This is a genomic window from Erwinia sp. QL-Z3 (assembly GCF_004551645.1).
Taxonomy (GTDB): Bacteria; Pseudomonadota; Gammaproteobacteria; order Enterobacterales; family Enterobacteriaceae; genus Erwinia; species Erwinia billingiae.
Map to the genome: position 1 here is coordinate 4818869 of NZ_CP037950.1, position 17408 is coordinate 4836276.

Here is a 17408-nt window from a genome sequence, read left to right on the forward strand (position 1 = left end):
GATTAGCTCTTGATCAGGGATGTTCCGGGAAAGCCACCAAAGGATAAGGGGTTGTTAGCACCGAAGCGGGGTTTACAGCCGCTATTCAGAGTGCCATTGCATACATCCTGTGAAGGGTCGTCTACCGGGTTTCCGTGTTTATCGAAATAGTTGGTGCCAGCGTAATCGCAGCCATCACCGGTGCGGTATTTCCCCCGGATACACCAGCTGCAAAGCGAGTGAAGTTGCCGGGTGGGGATCATCATTCCTTGAAGGTCCATTGGACTGCTCAAGGTGAATTCCACCAATTGCCCAGGTATCTCTCTACTTTTACTGTCGATATAGAACACCTGCAGTTTTTCCTGCGTGGGATCGGCAGTGTTATTACCTACGGAAAAATTGCGAGGGTCGAGATATTGAGCAAGCGTGTCATGGATTGTCACTTCAGCCTGAAGCATGTCGTCATAGGCCAGGCACAGGGCAGTAATTGAACTGTTGAGGTTTGCAACTGACAGCTTTGGCTGTGCGCTGGAACCGCTGGTTGATGCTTCTATACCTTCTAACTGAACTGGCCACGCGCTGTATTCATTACCCTGCCACCAGATGGACTTGGCAGGGAGTTTCATCTCATCGCCACCAGCCGCAATAATTTCAGCTTCGGTGTGAGGGATAATGTAATTGTGAAAACGAAGGATATCTGATCCGAACTTTGTTCCATCTACTTCAAATAGCCGGACACGGTTACCAGGCTCAAGTTTTTGAAGGTCATTGTTGATCATGGTTTGAACGCCTCTTCGAATGTTGCATCGAGAGAGAAAAGACCAGCGCCCATTGCCGTTGGCTTGTACTCTTCACAGGTGAATAACCCAAGTGAATAAAGCGGAGGCTTCCACTCAAAAGCTTTGCTGCCTCCCATCTCATCCAGGAACGCGACTATTTCGGAGATGTAATCCTCCCGACCCACAAAATTGAGGCTCCATTCCTGTGTTCGGGTATTTATCCCATCACCTGAACGCTGAGCATAACCATCGCCGAACTGTGCTTTCCTTACTCTGTGTTTTACGTCGCCCTGGGCATTAATCCGTGGGCACCAGGTGAAGGTTTTAATCGCCATAAATTATCTGCCCTTGGTTGAGTTCCAAATATCACCACCAGGCTGAAGGTCACGCATCAGCAAAGCCCTGTATCTCTGGTCTACGAATGATCCAATCTGGCTACCAAACTGCTCATAACCTGCAGTGCTCTGGGTGTGTGTATTTCCGCTGCTATCAATGTTGATGTTTACCTGTGGAGCTGCAGATGCCCCGCCGCCAGAGCCACTACCTACCGCCCTAACACCCAATGAACCATCAGCTGAACGCGTCAAAGGCATAATGGCTTCCGGCCCTGCCTCTCCCATCAATCCCGCGCCCTTGGCAAATGCAAACATCGTTGGAGAACTCACAATCTGCCCACTGTACTTGCTGAGGTCACTTGAGGAATAAGCGCCGCCTTTTGCATTAAGTGTCAGGTTGTCGTAAGAGCCACTGCTGAAAGCGTTACTGTCAGTACCGCCACCTCCTGATGCCGCGCCGATAGCTGCACTGCCAACGCTACTGACAATGCCACTTACAATATTCACTGCGGCCATTTGAAGAGCAACTTTGGCAATCATGGTTAGTACCGAACTCATCCAGTCTTTCCAGTCAGCCTTGTTACCTACCAATCCATCAGCAACAGTATCCAGAGCGCTGCTCATCGAACTACTGACGACATTGGCTGCCTGCGCTGAATAATTGGATGATTCATCCAGCCAGTTCGCCAGGCCATCACTGAGCCCGGCTGTCCAGTCAGACTGCATCGCATCAACACTTTTGTAATAATCATCCTGAATGCTCAGGCGATCGGTCATGGCGCTTTTAAGCGAGTTGGTTTCCTGATCGTAAAGTGATTTGGTTATATCGCCGGACTGATAGGAGAGCTGAAGCTGGCGCTGTTGGTCCAGGAAACCACGCTCGATGCTGAGGCGCTCCTTCATCCTGTCGCGTTCTTTATCCCCAAGCCCTGCCCCCTGAACATCAACGCTCAGGTCTTCACGGGCATTCTGGTTTCCGGCACTGAGGTTTGCGGTGAATTCAGCAACCTTAGCCATCTCAATGTTTGCTTTCTTCACATCATTGAGACGGTCTACCTCTGCGGCGAGCCCTTCAAGGCGCGTTCTTTGAGCCGCGTTTATCCCGGCAAGCTTGCCATCGGCAATATCAAACTGAAGCTTCTGAGCCTCAGTGACTTCAGCCGTTTTCTTCCCAGTGGTATCAATGAGGGCAATCTGTCGCTGATAGCTCATCTCCATTGACTTGAAGGCGTTGTCAAACTTATTGACGCTTTTCTTAGGAGTGACTTTGCTGTTTGTCTCTCCGGTCCCAAGGCCAAAAGCCGATCCACCTGCGACCGTCGCCTGAGTAGTAGGCAGTGCGCCTGAGTCAGTTTTCTTAAGCGTAACCAATGCAGCATTAAGCCTGGTTATTTCATCCGTGGTGCCCTTAACGCTGTCATCTTTTCCAGTCATCCAGCCTATAAAGGACTGGCTTTGACCGTACATGCCCCCCGAACGGCCGCTGTTATTTTTCTCCAGCCAGTTAATTCTCTCCTGAATCTGCTCAGGATTTTTCATGTCGATATTGCCGCCCAGCGCGGCCATTCGGTTATCAGTGTTTGCAGCCAACTTACCGGCCGCGGCAGCTGCTTTAACCAGCCATCCTGTTAGCTGAGCGACCTGGCCTACAAGGTCTACAATTCCCTGTAGTACCGTGGGATCGGTAAGGACCTTTCGTAGGTCCTCCAGTGAGTCTTGCAGTGGTGACAAATCGGCTTTGGCCAGGCCCCCGGCAATCTCCATCTTCAGGCCTTTGACCTGCGCCTCCATATCCAGGAATAGATCATTTACTTTTACGAGGTCATCAATGGAGGATGGGTCAGGTGCAACTCCATAATCTTTGGCAAGCTGAATAAAGTTCTTCAGCTTCTCGTTATTGTTGTCGAACAACGGCAGCAATTTTGACAGGTCATTGCCGAGGCTTTCGAGAATGGTGACCTTTCCGGCATTCGTGCTGATTTTGCCAAGCGCATCGCCAATGGCCAGCATCTGTTTATCGGGTGATACCTTCGATAACTTTTCAGCAGAAAGGCCAAGGGAATTCAATGCGTCAACAGCTTCACCAGATTTATTCAGGACCGCATCGCCGATTTTATCGCTGAGGTCTTTGAAGATATCAGCCATGTTATCGCCAGCAATGCCCGCACGCTCTGCGGCGAACTGCCAGGCGAGTAACTCCTGAGTAGAGATTTTCAGGGACTTTGCCCACTGATCGGTAGCAGCTACCTGCTGAGAGGTCGACTTCAGTAGATTAAAACCAGACACCCCCACAGCAGCGGCCGCTGCCGCTGCGGCTCCCGCGATGCTTCCAATGGCGACAGATGTTGCCTTAGCATCATCCTGAACCTGCTTGCCCCATTTGGATGAGGCTCTCTCAGCCTGATTCATTCCGGATACGAAACCACCTGTTTTCGCGACCAGGTCGATAGTCAGTGTGCCAAGTGATTTACTGGCCATGGTGTCCCCATTAAATTAATCAATCCCACTGCTTCATGGCTTCTTCAAGGCTGATTCCCTCTTTCTTCATATGAGGAGAAAAATCAGTCACTTTGAAAGGAGGTGTATCTTTTCCCCTGTTAACGTTAGCAAGCGTGCTGGCTATTAACGCTGCGCCCCACTCGGTGCGCATGATGGGATTAAGACTGCCGTAAGCCCCCCGGTACTTAACCCACAACTGGTACTCTCTGAAGCTCAGTCTTTCGCGGGCTTCTGCGATGGTTCTTCCGCCGATTCCGTTGAGGACAAGCTCACACCAGAATTCATCTTCGGCACTGAGTTCGTGGTCTTTCCCAGATCGTTCACCTCCTGAATGGCCACCAGCAGCGCGATTGTCAGGGCACCATCCAGTGCACCACGTTCCGGATCGGCTTCACCAGTAATATCCTGAGGCTTAAACACCGGATGGCCTTCTTCATCAAAAACGCTGGCGGCAATTCGCCCAGCGACACCGTCAATTTTTCCAACATGTGCCAGTACGTCTGAAGTGGCTGTGTGATAGCCCAGAGGACGTATAAAAACGGTTGCGGTAAATTCATTTTCGCCCTGCTTCCAGTTGATTTCTTTTTCAACCGGACGGCCGGTGAATGCACCTGCTTTCTTCAGTGATTCGAGAGTCAGCTTCATTTCTTTTCCTGGTGTGAAATTAAAAGCGGGTGTGACATGTCACACCCGTAAAATAATTAACTGGCTACCTGTGCTTTCGGCACCCAGACAGCCGAACCAGACCGCTGAATAGACGCAGCGGTTGACACAACAGTGTTAGCTGCGAAATCGAACGGAAAATCCCCAACATAACCTTTGAAAACAAACCAAGTTCGCGTGTCCGGAAGCACCAACCCATCCACGGAACCAGCCGCGCCTTCCGCAGCTACGGTTGGTGCGTCTTCACCATCAGCCCAGCCGATGGCAAAAGTGAGGTCCTGATCCTCTTCATCGTCAGAGATGGAGAGGTTATAAAGCATGATGTGACTTGTATTTTTGGGGTCGGCATTTAGCGTTGCTGATGCCTGTCCAGGGGTTCTAAGCCCGCGCTTGTATGTGCGGTCATGTTTCTCAGATAAACAGGTATCTTCGATTTGATCGGCAGGGTTGCTTCCGGGGGAAAAAGCGGTAATACATTCCACTTCACTCACCGCACCTTTCGCGAGCACATAGAGTTGCGTACCTTGAGTTAATACAGACATTATTTATCTCCGGTCAAAAAAAAACCGGCTCATGGCCGGCGGGTAGATGGGGTGTTCAACGTGTGACTATCCAGTCAACGTCAAATGAATAGCGATACCGCTTTGTTTCACTATCGATTTCCTGACTGCCCCAGCGCGTGAGGTAAGCGTAAGGCTCGATGGCATTACGGAGTGCAGCGGCCACGGCTATCACTTCTTCAGCTGTATCAGCGTAAGCATCAACCTGCAGAGTAAATGAGTCTGTATCTGGTTGCTGGGCAAGGTAATTTTCAGGCGAACCGCTGATATTTTGCCAGACAACATAGGGATAAATTACATTATCGTCCTGTATCCCAAATGGATATAGACGCAGCGTATCCCCCCCAATCAGAGAGTTAACTTCGGGGCTGGCAGAACAAATGGAAAAAATAGGTGCAATCATGGCGCAGTACCTTTTTTACGGGCTCGCTTGATTGCCCTGTCGATGGCGTTTTCATATTCGGTGGTGAAGGTTTTAATCACTTCATCGATGCTGTTATCCGCTGCGGGTCTCAGAAAAGGTTGGGCCCGCATCTTTTCCGTGCCAAATTCCAACAGCCTCCAATGAGGTGTTGGAGCGTTCTGAGCTTTGTCCGGGGGATTTTTCAATACGGCACCATGCATGACGCCAATACGGAAACCCAGATTGCCAGTTTGCTTGAAAAGACGAGCATTCCAGCGCTGGGCTACGTTATCCGCAATGCTTCGTCCCGTCACCGGATCATCCAGTCGCTTCGCGTTGGCCTTCGCTTTATTGATGATGACATTACCCGCACGGCGTAATGCCGCTCGCCCACCCTTTCGACGCAGGTCATCGCTGATTTCATCCAGCTTCCCCATCAAGGAATCAGTGCCAGTGAGCTTAAAATCGATACCGTCAGCCATCATTAACCCCCTTTGAGCAGGGAAGCGTGAGATATTCCAGTCCGCTTTTATCATCGGCTAGGGCTCCGTGTATGTTGTAAATCTGGCCTTTGAAAGAAAACCGGTGCTTACTGGTTACGTCATCGCGGTACCGGATGGTAATGCGGGTCGTGATTTCACTTTGTGCCGCCTGAGCGGCAATGAACTCCCGCGCAGACAGATCAACCACATCCGCCCAAAGACCAGCCACATCCCCCCAGGCATTTAGAACAGCACCAGTAGTGGGACTCTGGGTTTTCACGGGCATCTGGAGAATAATGCGGTGGCGTAGCTTACCTGCCTGCATGACTACGCCCTCATTTTTCCGCTGAGATAAGTCGTTACAGGTGATTCCAGCGTGGTGGTCTCAATTTCTTCAGCGAATGTCTGATACAAAACGGCCGCCAGTGACTCGTTCGACTCAGCCAGGCGGTTTAGTGCTGCTGTCTGTTCGATCTGTGCCTGCGTCTGTTTCTGCATCGCTTCCAGCAGAACGTTTACCTGTTGCTCGTTCATGTGCAATCCTCATCCCCTTTTTAAGCCATTCCCGCCGCTTCTGGCACCCTGAGCAAGCCATCAGTGCCACTTACGGTGTCGGAATAACAGCGCCTCCACTCCGAAAGGGATTTCAGTTTGGTTCGGCGCTGAGGCTTCACGATTAGCGTAATATTGGCCAATAAGAAGCAGCATTGCCTGCCAGATGCCTGAAGTAAAAAGAACCTCGCGCGGAGGCTCTTCATCATCAGCGGCAGGAGTGCGTGCAGTAACAAGAGAACCATCACAGAAGAACTCAACGAAATCGACTGATGCAGCTGCATAACCCTTAATCAGGTCGTCTTCGTCGTCGTGATCAATTCTCAGATGCTTCTTTACCACGCTCATTTGCTCCGGGCTTATTTCCACCTTTGGCACCTTTTTTCACGTTTTTGGAAGCAGAATCATCGCTTGATTCATCGTCCATAACTTCAGCCAGGCTGAGACCTACAAGGGCCTCACCAATTGCTTTTTTAACCACTTTCACCTCGCCCTGCGAAACGGTGCCCAGGTGGAAGTGAGAAAACATACGAAGCGCTTTAATTTTCATGTCAGCTAACGCGGCCATTGCTGACCGCGCCCTTCAGTTATGCTGCAGCGGGAATAGTGATGTCACCGGTGACGATAGCGGCGGGACGGTAGTGCGCCAGCGCCAGACGCTCTTCGCAAAGGATGGTCAGCATGTTTTTCACGAAGTTATCGCGATCCTGATTGCTGATCTCCACAGTGGCATCCATACGGTCCCAGACCTGTGATGCCAGGCCGAACGCGCCAACGGTGAACCTGCCCGCCGCCTGTGCCGTCGTTGATACAACAGGCAGACCCCACAGAACTTTCGAAGCAAATGCCTGCGGGCCACCCATGATGTAATTACCGTTGGCATCTTTCAGCAGCGCAATGCGGTGCCAGTCAGCCGGGTTAAGAACGATACCATCAGCTTCAAATTCGCTGAGGGAAACCTGATAAACCGCATGAGCAAGAACATCAGCGCCGGTATCACCTGTGGCATTCAGCTCTGATTCATAGTCTGTAGCTACAACGTTCAGGCCCTGCAAGTTATCGCCGGTACCGTCACCGTTCAGCATCTGGTTTTCTTCCACCAGCGCCAGACCGTACATCATGCGGGAATTAATGTAAGACTGAAGCGCCGGCGCATCGTCCATGATCTGGCGTGATGCCTGAATCCAGTGGGCGATAGTTTTGACGTTTGCCGTCTCTTTGGTGAAGGTGATATTACTTTCTGGCTTAAGCGTTCCCTCTGCCACAGGCGCCGCAGCATTGGTAAACACGTTTTCGCGGACATATTCCAGCGCATTGCTGGAAATACGGCCCTGTGCCAACAGGTCACGCACAGTCAAACGGCGCAGGCCAGGCATAAGGATACCTGGATTCTGCTGTGGTAAAACGAGTCTGCCCGCAGAAGTAGAGCCCGATCCGATCGCCTTTTCAAAGCTGGTCACTTTCGCTTTAGTGCGAGAACCATCCCAGCCTTTAATCAGGTCCTCAGAGACACGCTCAGCAAAAGATTTTTGCGCAGTCTGCTCTGGCGAATTGCCAGCCAGCTTCTGTTCCAGATCGAACAGGCGGGTACCATTGGTTTTCAGTTCTTCCTGAGCTTTTGTCAGGTCGGCCTGAAGCTGTTTGTTGATTTCACCGTTCTCATTAATCGATTTGCGTTGACCTTCGATCAGTTCACGCACTTCTTTCTGTGAGTTTTCGATCGCTTTTTCCAGAGTGGCTAATTCAGACATGTAAAACTCCGTTAATTATTCCGCAGATTAGCGGCAAATGAGGTAATGCGCTGGGTCAGCGCGTCAATGTCGCCGCTACCGGACTCACTCCGACCTGCGGACTTAACACTGGCGAGAAACGCCTGTGCTTCTGTACGTGAAAGCCCTGCTGAATCCCTCAGGAAAGCCTCCGCGTCTCGAATAGTTTTGATTGTTTCGATGCTTTTCATGGCAGAAACGCCAGCAAGCTCGTTGGCCGGGAAGGTACAGACACTGATCTCCCGCAGATAAGAGATGTTTTTGAATATCATGCCGGTTGCGCCGATGCTGTAATCATCTTTAGAAACTGAAAAACCGACAGACATACCCTCTACCGTTCCGTGCTGCATGGCTGCTTTGAGGTCAGATGAAGTGCTAAGGCCGGGTGTTAACTGACCTTTGACGTAAAGTCCTTTCTCGTCCTCTTCAAGCGTATCCCATTTACCAACCGGCACTTCAAAGGTGCGGTGATTGAAGAACATCGCCACCTTGCGGCTTTGTGTCGACAGCGTGTTTTTGAATGCACCTGGTAGGATGATGTCGCCATCAGAATCAGTGTTGTTGAACACGGATGCGTAACCTTCAAAAATCCCCTGACTGCCATCGCCTGCAAACTTAATTTCCGCCTGGTTAAAGGACAGTGTTTTCTGAATGTCCGGCATTGAAGCCCCCATAAATGACTAAGCCCCGTCAGTGCGGGGCTTATTGTCTTTTCCAAGTTGGTCGAGTGGCACGTTCTGGGACTGGAGATAAGGAATATCTCCACCCGGAATAGGTGGCCGGTTGTCCAGCCGTCTGGCTTCATTGATAGTAAGGAGTGCGCTACCCGTCATGGTTTTGAAATATTCCGCCCGGGCCCCTGAGTCACCGCGCAAAAGCCCGTCGAGATTATGCTCGGCGTGTAACCTGCCTTGGTCCGATTCTTTAACCAGCCACCGCTCTATGCTGTATTCCCAGCGGTCTAGATATGGTTTCAGCGTGTACTGCAGGAACCCAAGGTTTTGTTGTTCGATACCGCTTCCCCATGACGTTGTTTTTTCGACATCGCCGACCAGATGAGGGGGAACGCCGTAAAAACGGGCCAGTTCAGCAACCTGAAACTTACGTGCTTCAAGAATTTCCGAATCCTGCGGAGAAACACCGATGGACTGAGTTGTAAATCCGCTCTCCAGTATCCACAGACGCTTTTTGACTGGACCACCGGCTATCTCCTTAAAGTTTTCCTCCAGCTGCCCGCGCTGTTCTTTCGTCAACACCTTGCCATCGGTCATCAGTATTTGCGGTGACTTCGCTCCATTAGCGAAGAACTCTCTCTGATTGTCTTCCATTGCAATGGCGACACCCGCTGATTTGGCGCTGAACGCCAGCGGTGACAACCCCACCAGACCGTTAAAGCCAAAGCCTTTCAGATGGAATATTTCTTTAGGCTTGAAGTCCGCGTATTCAGCATCTCTCTGATAGCGGTAAATGACGTTTTTACCGTTATCGCTAAGACGGACATCCATGTTGGCGCTCATCAGCGGAACCATGCTGATTACATCACCCACGCCGTTACGCTCTACATGAGCATAGGCGTTACCATAGGCGCAAAGTTGCATGGTCATGGCTTCGCGAAACTCAAGCGCGGTCATGAAGTTGTTTGGCCGGAAGCGCAGAAGTTTTGCCAGCGGATTGGTGTTGTCTGCCTTTTTCCGCTGATCATTGACGGTTTCGTAAACATCAAGCGGCAATGAAGCCGTCACTGTCGATATCAGCCTGATACACGCCCACACAGTACTGATCTGCATGTTGCGTTCATCAGAAACAACAGATTCGCCAACGGTTCCATGTGCTGAGACTCCCCCCATCTGGGAGCCTTTATCAGGAGTTACCAACCTTCCTCCGGTAAAGATGGAAGCCATACGCGCCCAGAATGGCGAGCGCGTGCGCAAGTCAATGCTGTACTCGGTATCTGCCATTTTTTAAACGCTCAAAAAGTTATAAATGAAATCGTTAACGTCGCCCTGGTCCTCAACGTCATCGCTATTCTGTGCGCCAATGGACATTGCCAGGGCGACCATGCCATCAATTCTGCCACTGGATTTACCTTTAACGAATTTGCGGTTGCCAGCGGGATCGGTAATGACTGTCGCGTTTTTGGCACACATCTCCAAAATCGGGTGATTACCGTGCTTCAGTTTTGCGCCAAGAAGTTTTGTTTCCAGTTCACGTAGCGCGGGTGACATTGATACAAAACCCTGTCCAAACTCGACAAATCGCTCCAGCTCTGATTCGGTAAAACCAGCATCAATGAGATGTGGACGCAGGAAGCGCATGTTGTAACGGTCAAAGGCCATTGCTCTAACGTTGCACGTATCGAAAATGTGCCTGAGTTCTCTTGCGATGAAGGAATATTCGATAGCCTTGCCTGGCGTAGTGTTGAGGTATCCCTGCTTTGCCCAGATGTCATAAGGTACGCGGTCATTCCTAGCTTTATCAGCAAGTCCTTCAGCAGGAAGCCAGAACTTACTGTGAACATCACCTTTCGCAGAAGTCAGCACCAGTGCGGTGAGGTCGGATACGCTCGACAAGTCGAGCCCGCCCCAGACGGTTACGCCCGATAGATCATCTGGCTCTTCCTTGTTCATATGCCATACGGTCTGGCTCACAAACGGGCTTTTAGCTTCAACGCGACGGTTGAGCACAAGGTTTTCGAATTCAGCCTGCCGCGACGGCAGACGCTTGGCGCTTGCGGCCATGTCCAGAACTTCCTGCTGATTCATGAACACGTCAAACGCCGGGTTAGCAAGGCGAATCGCCTCAACTGAGAAGGGATCAATATCTTCCGGCGCGGTGTCTATCCTTACCACCGTACGCGGGTCAGCACCGGTCAGCCCATCATCAATAAGCAGGCTTAGCAGGTCGCTTGCATCAGGTGCCTGCGTGCTGATGATGATGGAAATCGGGTTTTCCTGCGCTGCTGTCGCCGTTTCCAGCGCCTCATAGAGAGGGTCACGCGGCCCGCGTACCTGTCCGAGCTCATCGTGAGCAACAAAACGAGGTGAAAATCCGTATGCCGTGGTGGCCTCTGCGCTCAGTGCCCGGTAATAAGAACCCAAATCAGGGCAGTGAATCTCTTTTGCGGAGTCCTTGATTGCAACGTACTGCATGAGCGTTGGGTTCATCCGGCACATTTTGGAGGCCAGATTGAACAGAATCGCAGCCTGATCGCGGGAACGAGCTGCTGAATAAAGCTGGGAATTGTGCGCCGCCTCCGGACCGACCAGATAAAGCAGCATCAACATGGCGGTCTCAACCGTTTTGGCATTTTTGCGCCCACGCGTAATTATTGCCCGACGGGTACCATGTACATTGTCAAAAATCGCCCTGAAGTCATCCTTCATAAAAGGAGCCATATTTAAGGGCTTGCCTACAAACTTGCCTTCAGGGATCAGGATGTGTTTTTCGCACCAAGCGATATTTCTTTCAGCGCGGGTAAGCGTTTTATTAGCCATCTGCTAAAAGCCTCAGTCAATCTCCCAGGGCTTTTTATCTCGCGCAAGATTGTTATTTGCACGGCCCACCGTTTTTGGTTCGGCGGTTGCCTGCCGGGTAATTCTAAGCCGCGTTGCTAGAGATGATGCAGAGCGCACTTCCCGTTCTCGCATGGTAAGCAGCTTGTCATAACGCTTAAGACCATCTTCACGCGACAGCCATTCCAATTCGAAATCTTCAATCTGAGTAGTAAGTAAGCGCGACTGCACAACATGGCGGCAATACATCTCCATCATGTCGCGGTGCGTTTCGGTGAATGAACTTGCTGGGTTGTCATTTACAAGTCTTATCCAGACGGTGATCTCCGGATCGCTGAGATGCAATGAAGGCTGGATCCTGCTTTCAGCCAATGCCGGCAGCGAGACAGCAGAGGTCGCAGCCAGAGACTTTCTGCCTCGCTGTGCCATTAATTTTTCCTTTTTTTCTGGACGTTTTTAAAAATAAATCTGGGAGCGCGGTCTTTAAATATTTGCCTCCAGAGTTTTAACCCCCCCCCCTACCATCATCGGATTCAGATGAGAATCTGTCTCACTTGAATAATCTCGCACCAAACTGGGAAGTTTTCGACCATTAAACGAGAACAATTGTCATTTCTCGATAATTTGTTGGTTCTGCCGGCACAGGCTGGAGGGTACCAGTGTCTTTCCGCTTCCGATGGATATAGACATGCTGACAGAAGGCATTGTCGCACCAATCTCATGGCTCAATCCGATTGCAGTAACTGAGTTAAACACAATCCCATCAATGCTGAACTCAACCAGCTGCCCATCGCGATATTCTATCTTCAAGTCCTTCATGCAATGCTCCTCTTACCAGATAACGCGGCCTTCATCGTCGAACTCAGTCACCGTTCCGCCCTTCTCCATGCGTTGCTTTACTGAGTCGTGACATCGTTTGCATAAGCTCTGAAGGTTATCGGGATCGTGAAAAAGCGATTCGTCACCTTTATGCGGCGTGACGTGGTCAACGATGGCGGCGGATATAATCTGATTGCGTTTGAGATGGAACTCACACAGCGGCTGCTTCTGGAGTTGGTGATAGCGCAGGCGATACCAGCGCTTAGTGTTGTAGAGGTTATGCCAGGGTGAATTAGAGGCCATTACCCCTCCCGTTGAGACCTAACTTAACCAGCTGAATAAACACAGAAAAATATCAAATCTGTGCTTAGTGAACAGTAGTGAGTGCAAGAATAAAGGATAAATAAGAAAAAAGACTTGCCAATTTCCTCACAGGAAATTAAATTACCCACAAGGAAATACGAATTCCTGCAAAGAAAGCACCTTACCTCTTAGGAGATTCAAAAATGGTCGATGAAAGCACACAGCGTCACACAAACCTAACAAGTATCGCCACCTTAATACTCAAAGAATACCGTCTAGAAAGAGGAATTCAGCAGGCTATATTGGCTGAGCGTTTAGGTAAAGCACCGAGTGGTTTTAATAAAATCGAGTCTGGAAAAACCCCATTAACAATGGACGTGTTCTTGGCTATTTGCAGCAATCTTGCTATCCAGCCATCACTTGTAATGAGTATTGCTGAACAATACATGAACATGATGAATGCCGCTGGCTGGGTGGTAATGTCCAGCACCCTCCCTGAGAGTGATGACCAATTGCTTAAAGAAGCCAACGAATACTATTCATCTCACGTATTCAAAAATCGCGGTTACTCGAATGTAGCATTGAGTAATCCTTACAAAGATTTTAATAACAATTATTATGGTATTGAAGTCTTTGGTTACGCTATGTATCCACAGATGAACCATTCCCTTAAAACAACTCGTGTTAGTCCCTTCGGAAATTTGCTGGGTTCTTCGTAGTGAGGCATAGTGCCTAAGATGAGGTTAAGTCATCTTAGGCACTGCTCATTGATATACTGTTGTAACGTGGCTATTTTGGTTCGGTCGCTTTTGATTCCGGCTCTGATACCGAGAACGTTTCGTCCAGCAACTGAAGAGAGTTCGACGGAGGTTCCATCGCCCACGCTGGAGGTGGTGGTGGCGGGATTTTTACAGGAGCCTTTGACGAGCACCCTGCCACCAAGATCAAGCTTAGACTGCAGAGCATTATTTTCAGCTTTAGCATTTGCTAACTCCTTCGTGTATTTGGCATCCAGCGCCGCCACACTTTTCTGGCGTCTCTGCAAGTCATCAATGGTTTCCTTTCGGCTGTCTGCAAGGTTTTGGGCCGTTACAGCCAGTACCTTTTGCTTATCAGCTGATGCCTTATAGCTGTTTGCTGACATCGCAAAGCCCATGCACAGAAACATCAAGCCAGCCACCAGAACAGCACGCCAGTTATCTACCAGCCACTCCCCGGCGAACGCCATCATACGAGTACCGATTTAGCCAGGTTATAACGCTTAGTCCGGTCTTCAATGCCGTTCTGCCCACCGTTGATGACCTGAGTGCATTTGATAATCGCACCAGCCCACTGAAGGCAACCTTTCGACACGAAGAACCATGCCGCCGATCGGGCAGCGTTCTGATCCTGCTCTATCAACTCCGGGTTACTCACCAAATCCAGCTTGATGCCATTACCCGTGGCGCGGTAGTTATCAAGGAACGTTGTCTGGATAAGCCCACCGCCGCGATACTTCCACCCATCGCCGGGCTGGTTGTTGCCGAAGCGTTTCTGGTACACCAGATTGGCAATCGCCCGCTGCCGCTCTAATGACAGAGCATTCTCGCCAGGCTTACGTCCAAGCATCAGAGCCTGGTCTTTGGTAAGCCTTTCCGGCACGAACGTGTCGATCAACGCCTGAACGCTGTAGTTAAAGTTCTCGCGAGCGGCAGTGAACCCTTTTGATTCATGCCCCAACTGCGCGATGAACATTGCTTTTTCCAGCGGACTGTTAACGCCAAACTCAGTCATTGCCGCATCAATATGTGGATACCAGCGCGCAGCTAATCCAGCGCTGATGCCAGCCGCCCGTTGTAATTGGTTTAGGTTCATTGTGGTCTCAATACATGAAGTAGCTGAGCCACATTCCCCCGTGACCGGAAGACGGCAGCGCAGATGATGAGGTTAATAGCTACGGCGGCCCAGTGGGGCGAACCGTAACAATGGAAGAAAAACCGGAAAGGCACCGTCGCATATGACAGGACCAGCAGATATGCCAGCCAGGATGCCCACCAGTTATGTTTTGCTCCCGGCTTACGGAATGCCATTAACCGGACAACAATCGCAGTGCACGTAATTACGTTTGCGATCAGTAGCGGATCACTTATTGCCATTGGTTCCCCCTCTCCATCGCTGTAGCCAGGTGGTGGGGTCTTGCTCAAGGAAGAAGGTTAATGTCTTGATGGCCACAGCAGAGATGATTACTGCCCCCAGAGAATCAAGCGGCTTATCACTGTAGCCCGACCATAACGACAACTTTGAACCAACTAACCCAGCACCGTAGATGCCAACGAAGTATGAAACGAGAAAATAGGCTGCACGCCGTATCAGAGTCAGGTCAGCAGCAGTAGCAACGTAGAAAACTGCACCGGCGAACGCTCCGAATACGACACCATAATCAGTGCCAGTAAACAGACCAAAGATGCTCGCCCCTGTTAACCCGGCCGCCGTAACAACTACTCCTCCCGATAGCGGATCGGACATTTCGCCCCCTTATGCTGTAGCGTCCTCTCAACAATTGAGGGGCATAAAAAAGCCCCGACTTATGCCGAGGCTGGAATCTGTGGCCTATCAGTGGCCCGCTGGTTCCTCTAAAGAACCTTTTTGAGGTTAAGCGTTGTGTCTAAGTGACCACCCTTATCACGTTAAAGTAACCTTTGCGTACGCATAACCTTTTTTGTATTCTTCAATCTCATTAATAATTCGCAATAGTTTTGGGCGTACTTTTACCCTTCCGAAGCTTCACTTATCGATTTTTTTTATTCCTATAAACAATCACATTTTTCGAAGGAATGTTAAATTGGCTGATCAGCAAGAGTTTAAAAGATTTTCAGTTCATTATGGCGCTGCAGAAGGTTCAGACATCGCAAACCATAAGATGAACGCTTATGACCTAGGTATGTCGATTGTTGAATTCGCCAAAATGGTCAACAGAGCAGATGACATCATCAACAAAGAAAGCACCTTAGAACTTGAAGTTACGGCTCCGGCTAAAGCAGGTTCCTTAGTCATTGAATTTGCTCTTATGATCAAGAGTGCTGGGGCTCTTGAAGTCATGAAATACCTCGGTATAAGCGTTGCTTCAGCAACTGTGGTCGGTGGGACTGCGTTTGGTGTAGCTAGTAGGCTGAAAGATAAGCGAATATTAAACATAAATACTGTTGCAGGCTCTGAGAAGTCAACTATTCAGTTTGAAGACGGTGAACTGGAGATAAACACAACTGTAGCTAGACTTGTTGCCGATCCTGTAATCAGGAAGGCGATGAATGAAGTTATTACCCAGCCCTTGAATGATGAACGCGCACCATCGTTCCAAATCGAATTAGAAGGGGTAAAAAAGCCTGTTTTCAGTGTGGAAGGTGAAGCAGTTCAAGACTTTACGCCTCTTCCAAGAGCATCTTTATCTGACGAAAAGACCCAAACTAAAACCACTAATGTGATTATCACTCAAGTTAATTTCGATTCAAATCGTGGTTGGAAGATGGTATACGATGGGAAAGAACTTTCTGTTCGTATGGAAGACGAGGGCTTCATGACTCGCGTTAAGGATAGCGAGAAGAGCTTTACAAAAGGCGATATGTATGAGGTTTCTCTGTCTATTATTACTAAAACCACAGCTCGTTCACAGCGTACTGAGTATGTGATTTCACGAGTCATCCGACATCGCGCAGCAGCAGACAGGAAAATTCTCTGAGTGAGTGAACCCGAAGCCCTTGAAACAATTTATTCTTTCGTCATGTGGACGGGATTAGCGATCCTGTCCCCTTTCGCATGGAAGTTTTTTTATGCTTTGGGTTACTTTATCGCTGGAAAATTTAAAAAAGACCAAGTTTTCATCATCCGCCATTTTCATGAAGGGCATCTAGTCAGTGAGAAAACTGTAAATTTGTCACTTGATTCTCCAATTGTTAAACAATTAGAAAATCATGGCGGTAACAACAAATGAGCAACAACAGCGCATCTGATACATCAACGTCAAACATACGTAATGGCGTTCTGAGCACTGCGGGTTTAGGTTCGCTTATGATGGGTTTAACTCGTTATCTTGATGGTAGTCTTCAAGAGGTTGCCGCTCTTTGTGTCCCCGTGGTTAGTTCACTCATATCTTTTATTGGCTTATACATTTATTGCCGATTTATGGAGCCTCACGCACTTGTGAGTTTGCGTTCCGGCCTAAAACGAGATTTGAAAGAACAAAAATCGGTCATCGATGATGCTTATGCAGATGATGAAACAAAAATTCAGGCTCGTAAAATTTACTCGGCCACAAAGATGCAATTAGCGACGCTAAGACAGGACTATGCTTCAGGAAAATACAACATAGCCCCCTCAATTAACGGTAGCAGCCAAACTTAGAAATTGTCCATTTCTAAAGTAATGTTAAGCATACAAAGAACACCACACACAAATCCCTCTGCAGTTTGCATCTCCTTTCTTACTGTCCCATCTGCACAATGACGGCGACGAGCAATAGTTCTCAGGGAAATGTTATAACGATAGTGAGCAACTACTAATTCATACTCTTCAGGTTTGAATTTTTTAAGTCTGGCTATACAACTATCGATGATTATCCCGTCAAAATCTGAACAAGATGGTCGTTGGTTTGATTCCGCAGGCAATAGCCCTTTGAATCCAGCAGCAATCGGTGAGTAGTCAACTCCACTCCCCTCAGAAGCCGCCCATCCACCCCAGCACTCAAGCACATATTTCATGTTACGCATCTTTGTCTCCG

General features: G+C 49.4%; 27 protein-coding genes. 4 read left to right on the top strand and 23 right to left on the bottom strand.

The genetic code is table 11. The annotated features are described in order from the left end of the window. Nucleotides 1-2: 2 nt before the first annotated feature. The 18 genes from E2F51_RS22980 to E2F51_RS23070 form a co-directional block, all read right to left on the bottom strand. Nucleotides 3-758 (bottom strand): phage minor tail protein L, encoded by a 756-nt coding sequence (locus E2F51_RS22980; protein ID WP_134824664.1) that lies wholly within the window; start codon nucleotides 756-758, stop codon nucleotides 3-5. After that, nucleotides 755-1093 carry a phage tail protein gene (locus E2F51_RS22985; RefSeq protein WP_134824665.1) on the bottom strand — a complete coding sequence of 113 codons (339 nt, stop codon included), beginning with the start codon at nucleotides 1091-1093 and terminating at the stop codon, nucleotides 755-757. Before E2F51_RS22985 ends, E2F51_RS22980 begins: the two co-directional genes overlap by 4 nt. Before the next feature lie 3 nt (nucleotides 1094-1096). Continuing rightward, a complete protein-coding gene (locus E2F51_RS22990; RefSeq protein ID WP_134824666.1) occupies nucleotides 1097-3571 on the bottom strand; it encodes a phage tail tape measure protein in 2475 nt (824 codons plus the stop codon). Between the two features lie 234 nt (nucleotides 3572-3805). Beyond that, the gene (locus E2F51_RS23000) at nucleotides 3806-4237 is read right to left on the bottom strand and encodes a phage tail assembly chaperone family protein, TAC (protein ID WP_134824667.1); all 432 of its coding nucleotides are present in this window, start codon (nucleotides 4235-4237) and stop codon (nucleotides 3806-3808) included. A 56-nt stretch (nucleotides 4238-4293) separates the two neighbouring features. After that, nucleotides 4294-4797, bottom strand: coding sequence for a phage tail tube protein (locus E2F51_RS23005; protein ID WP_134824668.1), 504 nt, complete (start codon nucleotides 4795-4797; stop codon nucleotides 4294-4296). Nucleotides 4798-4852: 55 nt separating this feature from the next. Beyond that, the gene (locus E2F51_RS23010) at nucleotides 4853-5218 is read right to left on the bottom strand and encodes a DUF3168 domain-containing protein (RefSeq protein WP_134824669.1); all 366 of its coding nucleotides are present in this window, start codon (nucleotides 5216-5218) and stop codon (nucleotides 4853-4855) included. After that, the gene (locus E2F51_RS23015; RefSeq protein WP_134824953.1) at nucleotides 5215-5700 is read right to left on the bottom strand and encodes an HK97-gp10 family putative phage morphogenesis protein; all 486 of its coding nucleotides are present in this window, start codon (nucleotides 5698-5700) and stop codon (nucleotides 5215-5217) included. The genes E2F51_RS23010 and E2F51_RS23015 overlap by 4 nt, the downstream gene beginning before the upstream one ends. Continuing rightward, on the bottom strand, nucleotides 5693-6025 hold the full coding sequence (locus tag E2F51_RS23020; protein ID WP_134824670.1) for a phage head closure protein: 333 nt from the start codon (nucleotides 6023-6025) through the stop codon (nucleotides 5693-5695). The genes E2F51_RS23015 and E2F51_RS23020 overlap by 8 nt, the downstream gene beginning before the upstream one ends. 2 nt (nucleotides 6026-6027) lie before the next feature. Beyond that, a complete protein-coding gene (locus tag E2F51_RS23025; RefSeq protein ID WP_134824671.1) occupies nucleotides 6028-6234 on the bottom strand; it encodes a hypothetical protein in 207 nt (68 codons plus the stop codon). 60 nt (nucleotides 6235-6294) lie between these two features. Beyond that, nucleotides 6295-6600 carry a head-tail connector protein gene (locus E2F51_RS23030; protein ID WP_134824672.1) on the bottom strand — a complete coding sequence of 102 codons (306 nt, stop codon included), beginning with the start codon at nucleotides 6598-6600 and terminating at the stop codon, nucleotides 6295-6297. Then, entirely contained in the window at nucleotides 6569-6820 is a 252-nt protein-coding gene (locus E2F51_RS23035; RefSeq protein ID WP_134824673.1) for a hypothetical protein, read from the bottom strand. The genes E2F51_RS23030 and E2F51_RS23035 overlap by 32 nt, the downstream gene beginning before the upstream one ends. Before the next feature lie 19 nt (nucleotides 6821-6839). Further along, nucleotides 6840-8003, bottom strand: coding sequence for a phage major capsid protein (locus E2F51_RS23040; RefSeq protein ID WP_134824674.1), 1164 nt, complete (start codon nucleotides 8001-8003; stop codon nucleotides 6840-6842). A gap of 11 nt (nucleotides 8004-8014) precedes the next feature. Next, the gene (locus tag E2F51_RS23045) at nucleotides 8015-8683 is read right to left on the bottom strand and encodes an HK97 family phage prohead protease (RefSeq protein WP_134824675.1); all 669 of its coding nucleotides are present in this window, start codon (nucleotides 8681-8683) and stop codon (nucleotides 8015-8017) included. An 18-nt stretch (nucleotides 8684-8701) separates the two neighbouring features. Further along, nucleotides 8702-9979: a phage portal protein gene (locus tag E2F51_RS23050; RefSeq protein ID WP_134824676.1), complete on the bottom strand. Its 1278-nt coding sequence runs from the start codon at nucleotides 9977-9979 to the stop codon at nucleotides 8702-8704. Nucleotides 9980-9982: 3 nt separating this feature from the next. Then, nucleotides 9983-11515 (bottom strand): terminase large subunit, encoded by a 1533-nt coding sequence (locus E2F51_RS23055; protein WP_134824677.1) that lies wholly within the window; start codon nucleotides 11513-11515, stop codon nucleotides 9983-9985. Between the two features lie 12 nt (nucleotides 11516-11527). Continuing rightward, complete coding sequence (locus E2F51_RS23060; RefSeq protein ID WP_134824678.1) at nucleotides 11528-11962, bottom strand: hypothetical protein; 435 nt, start codon at nucleotides 11960-11962, stop codon at nucleotides 11528-11530. Nucleotides 11963-12142: 180 nt separating this feature from the next. Next, on the bottom strand, nucleotides 12143-12352 hold the full coding sequence (locus E2F51_RS23065) for a serine acetyltransferase (RefSeq protein ID WP_134824679.1): 210 nt from the start codon (nucleotides 12350-12352) through the stop codon (nucleotides 12143-12145). 12 nt (nucleotides 12353-12364) lie between these two features. Next, nucleotides 12365-12655 (bottom strand): HNH endonuclease, encoded by a 291-nt coding sequence (locus tag E2F51_RS23070; RefSeq protein ID WP_134824680.1) that lies wholly within the window; start codon nucleotides 12653-12655, stop codon nucleotides 12365-12367. Between the two features lie 203 nt (nucleotides 12656-12858). Here E2F51_RS23070 and E2F51_RS23075 point away from each other — a divergent pair, with 203 nt between their 5' ends. Next, a complete protein-coding gene (locus E2F51_RS23075) occupies nucleotides 12859-13374 on the top strand; it encodes a helix-turn-helix transcriptional regulator (RefSeq protein ID WP_134824681.1) in 516 nt (171 codons plus the stop codon). A gap of 29 nt (nucleotides 13375-13403) precedes the next feature. Here the strand turns inward: E2F51_RS23075 and E2F51_RS23080 are convergent, their stop codons facing one another. Genes E2F51_RS23080 through E2F51_RS23095 form a run of 4 tightly spaced genes read right to left on the bottom strand, consistent with a single transcriptional unit; the run spans nucleotide 13404 to nucleotide 15160 of the window. After that, complete coding sequence (locus E2F51_RS23080; RefSeq protein ID WP_371732196.1) at nucleotides 13404-13883, bottom strand: lysis protein; 480 nt, start codon at nucleotides 13881-13883, stop codon at nucleotides 13404-13406. After that, a complete protein-coding gene (locus tag E2F51_RS23085; protein WP_134824682.1) occupies nucleotides 13883-14509 on the bottom strand; it encodes a glycoside hydrolase family 19 protein in 627 nt (208 codons plus the stop codon). Before E2F51_RS23085 ends, E2F51_RS23080 begins: the two co-directional genes overlap by 1 nt. Continuing rightward, complete coding sequence (locus E2F51_RS23090) at nucleotides 14506-14790, bottom strand: phage holin family protein (RefSeq protein WP_134824683.1); 285 nt, start codon at nucleotides 14788-14790, stop codon at nucleotides 14506-14508. Before E2F51_RS23090 ends, E2F51_RS23085 begins: the two co-directional genes overlap by 4 nt. Continuing rightward, a complete protein-coding gene (locus tag E2F51_RS23095) occupies nucleotides 14777-15160 on the bottom strand; it encodes a phage holin family protein (protein ID WP_134824684.1) in 384 nt (127 codons plus the stop codon). The genes E2F51_RS23090 and E2F51_RS23095 overlap by 14 nt, the downstream gene beginning before the upstream one ends. A 316-nt stretch (nucleotides 15161-15476) precedes the next feature. Between E2F51_RS23095 and E2F51_RS23100 the strand changes: the two genes are divergently transcribed. From E2F51_RS23100 to E2F51_RS23110, 3 genes are read left to right on the top strand one after another with little or no spacing between them, the layout of a single operon-like run. After that, a complete protein-coding gene (locus E2F51_RS23100; RefSeq protein WP_245174157.1) occupies nucleotides 15477-16370 on the top strand; it encodes a hypothetical protein in 894 nt (297 codons plus the stop codon). Beyond that, nucleotides 16371-16622: a hypothetical protein gene (locus E2F51_RS23105; RefSeq protein ID WP_134824685.1), complete on the top strand. Its 252-nt coding sequence runs from the start codon at nucleotides 16371-16373 to the stop codon at nucleotides 16620-16622. Then, nucleotides 16619-17032 (top strand): hypothetical protein, encoded by a 414-nt coding sequence (locus tag E2F51_RS23110; RefSeq protein WP_134824686.1) that lies wholly within the window; start codon nucleotides 16619-16621, stop codon nucleotides 17030-17032. Before E2F51_RS23105 ends, E2F51_RS23110 begins: the two co-directional genes overlap by 4 nt. Here E2F51_RS23110 and E2F51_RS23115 read toward each other — a convergent pair. Continuing rightward, on the bottom strand, nucleotides 17029-17397 hold the full coding sequence (locus E2F51_RS23115; protein WP_134824687.1) for an antiterminator Q family protein: 369 nt from the start codon (nucleotides 17395-17397) through the stop codon (nucleotides 17029-17031). The genes E2F51_RS23110 and E2F51_RS23115 overlap by 4 nt on opposite strands. Nucleotides 17398-17408 lie beyond the last annotated feature (11 nt).

Excerpts from the sequence above, each read along its gene's own strand:
- E2F51_RS22980 (WP_134824664.1), bottom strand. The coding sequence starts at position 758 with ATGATCAACAATGACCTTCAAAAACTTGAGCCTGGTAACCGTGTCCGG.
- E2F51_RS22985 (WP_134824665.1), bottom strand. The coding sequence starts at position 1,093 with ATGGCGATTAAAACCTTCACCTGGTGCCCACGGATTAATGCCCAGGGC.
- E2F51_RS22990 (WP_134824666.1), bottom strand. The coding sequence starts at position 3,571 with ATGGCCAGTAAATCACTTGGCACACTGACTATCGACCTGGTCGCGAAA.
- E2F51_RS23000 (WP_134824667.1), bottom strand. The coding sequence starts at position 4,237 with ATGAAGCTGACTCTCGAATCACTGAAGAAAGCAGGTGCATTCACCGGC.
- E2F51_RS23005 (WP_134824668.1), bottom strand. The coding sequence starts at position 4,797 with ATGTCTGTATTAACTCAAGGTACGCAACTCTATGTGCTCGCGAAAGGT.
- E2F51_RS23010 (WP_134824669.1), bottom strand. The coding sequence starts at position 5,218 with ATGATTGCACCTATTTTTTCCATTTGTTCTGCCAGCCCCGAAGTTAAC.
- E2F51_RS23015 (WP_134824953.1), bottom strand. The coding sequence starts at position 5,700 with ATGGCTGACGGTATCGATTTTAAGCTCACTGGCACTGATTCCTTGATG.
- E2F51_RS23020 (WP_134824670.1), bottom strand. The coding sequence starts at position 6,025 with ATGCAGGCAGGTAAGCTACGCCACCGCATTATTCTCCAGATGCCCGTG.
- E2F51_RS23025 (WP_134824671.1), bottom strand. The coding sequence starts at position 6,234 with ATGAACGAGCAACAGGTAAACGTTCTGCTGGAAGCGATGCAGAAACAG.
- E2F51_RS23030 (WP_134824672.1), bottom strand. The coding sequence starts at position 6,600 with ATGAGCGTGGTAAAGAAGCATCTGAGAATTGATCACGACGACGAAGAC.
- E2F51_RS23035 (WP_134824673.1), bottom strand. The coding sequence starts at position 6,820 with ATGGCCGCGTTAGCTGACATGAAAATTAAAGCGCTTCGTATGTTTTCT.
- E2F51_RS23040 (WP_134824674.1), bottom strand. The coding sequence starts at position 8,003 with ATGTCTGAATTAGCCACTCTGGAAAAAGCGATCGAAAACTCACAGAAA.
- E2F51_RS23045 (WP_134824675.1), bottom strand. The coding sequence starts at position 8,683 with ATGCCGGACATTCAGAAAACACTGTCCTTTAACCAGGCGGAAATTAAG.
- E2F51_RS23050 (WP_134824676.1), bottom strand. The coding sequence starts at position 9,979 with ATGGCAGATACCGAGTACAGCATTGACTTGCGCACGCGCTCGCCATTC.
- E2F51_RS23055 (WP_134824677.1), bottom strand. The coding sequence starts at position 11,515 with ATGGCTAATAAAACGCTTACCCGCGCTGAAAGAAATATCGCTTGGTGC.
- E2F51_RS23060 (WP_134824678.1), bottom strand. The coding sequence starts at position 11,962 with ATGGCACAGCGAGGCAGAAAGTCTCTGGCTGCGACCTCTGCTGTCTCG.
- E2F51_RS23065 (WP_134824679.1), bottom strand. The coding sequence starts at position 12,352 with ATGAAGGACTTGAAGATAGAATATCGCGATGGGCAGCTGGTTGAGTTC.
- E2F51_RS23070 (WP_134824680.1), bottom strand. The coding sequence starts at position 12,655 with ATGGCCTCTAATTCACCCTGGCATAACCTCTACAACACTAAGCGCTGG.
- E2F51_RS23075 (WP_134824681.1), top strand. The coding sequence starts at position 12,859 with ATGGTCGATGAAAGCACACAGCGTCACACAAACCTAACAAGTATCGCC.
- E2F51_RS23080 (WP_371732196.1), bottom strand. The coding sequence starts at position 13,883 with ATGGCGTTCGCCGGGGAGTGGCTGGTAGATAACTGGCGTGCTGTTCTG.
- E2F51_RS23085 (WP_134824682.1), bottom strand. The coding sequence starts at position 14,509 with ATGAACCTAAACCAATTACAACGGGCGGCTGGCATCAGCGCTGGATTA.
- E2F51_RS23090 (WP_134824683.1), bottom strand. The coding sequence starts at position 14,790 with ATGGCAATAAGTGATCCGCTACTGATCGCAAACGTAATTACGTGCACT.
- E2F51_RS23095 (WP_134824684.1), bottom strand. The coding sequence starts at position 15,160 with ATGTCCGATCCGCTATCGGGAGGAGTAGTTGTTACGGCGGCCGGGTTA.
- E2F51_RS23110 (WP_134824686.1), top strand. The coding sequence starts at position 16,619 with ATGAGCAACAACAGCGCATCTGATACATCAACGTCAAACATACGTAAT.
- E2F51_RS23115 (WP_134824687.1), bottom strand. The coding sequence starts at position 17,397 with ATGCGTAACATGAAATATGTGCTTGAGTGCTGGGGTGGATGGGCGGCT.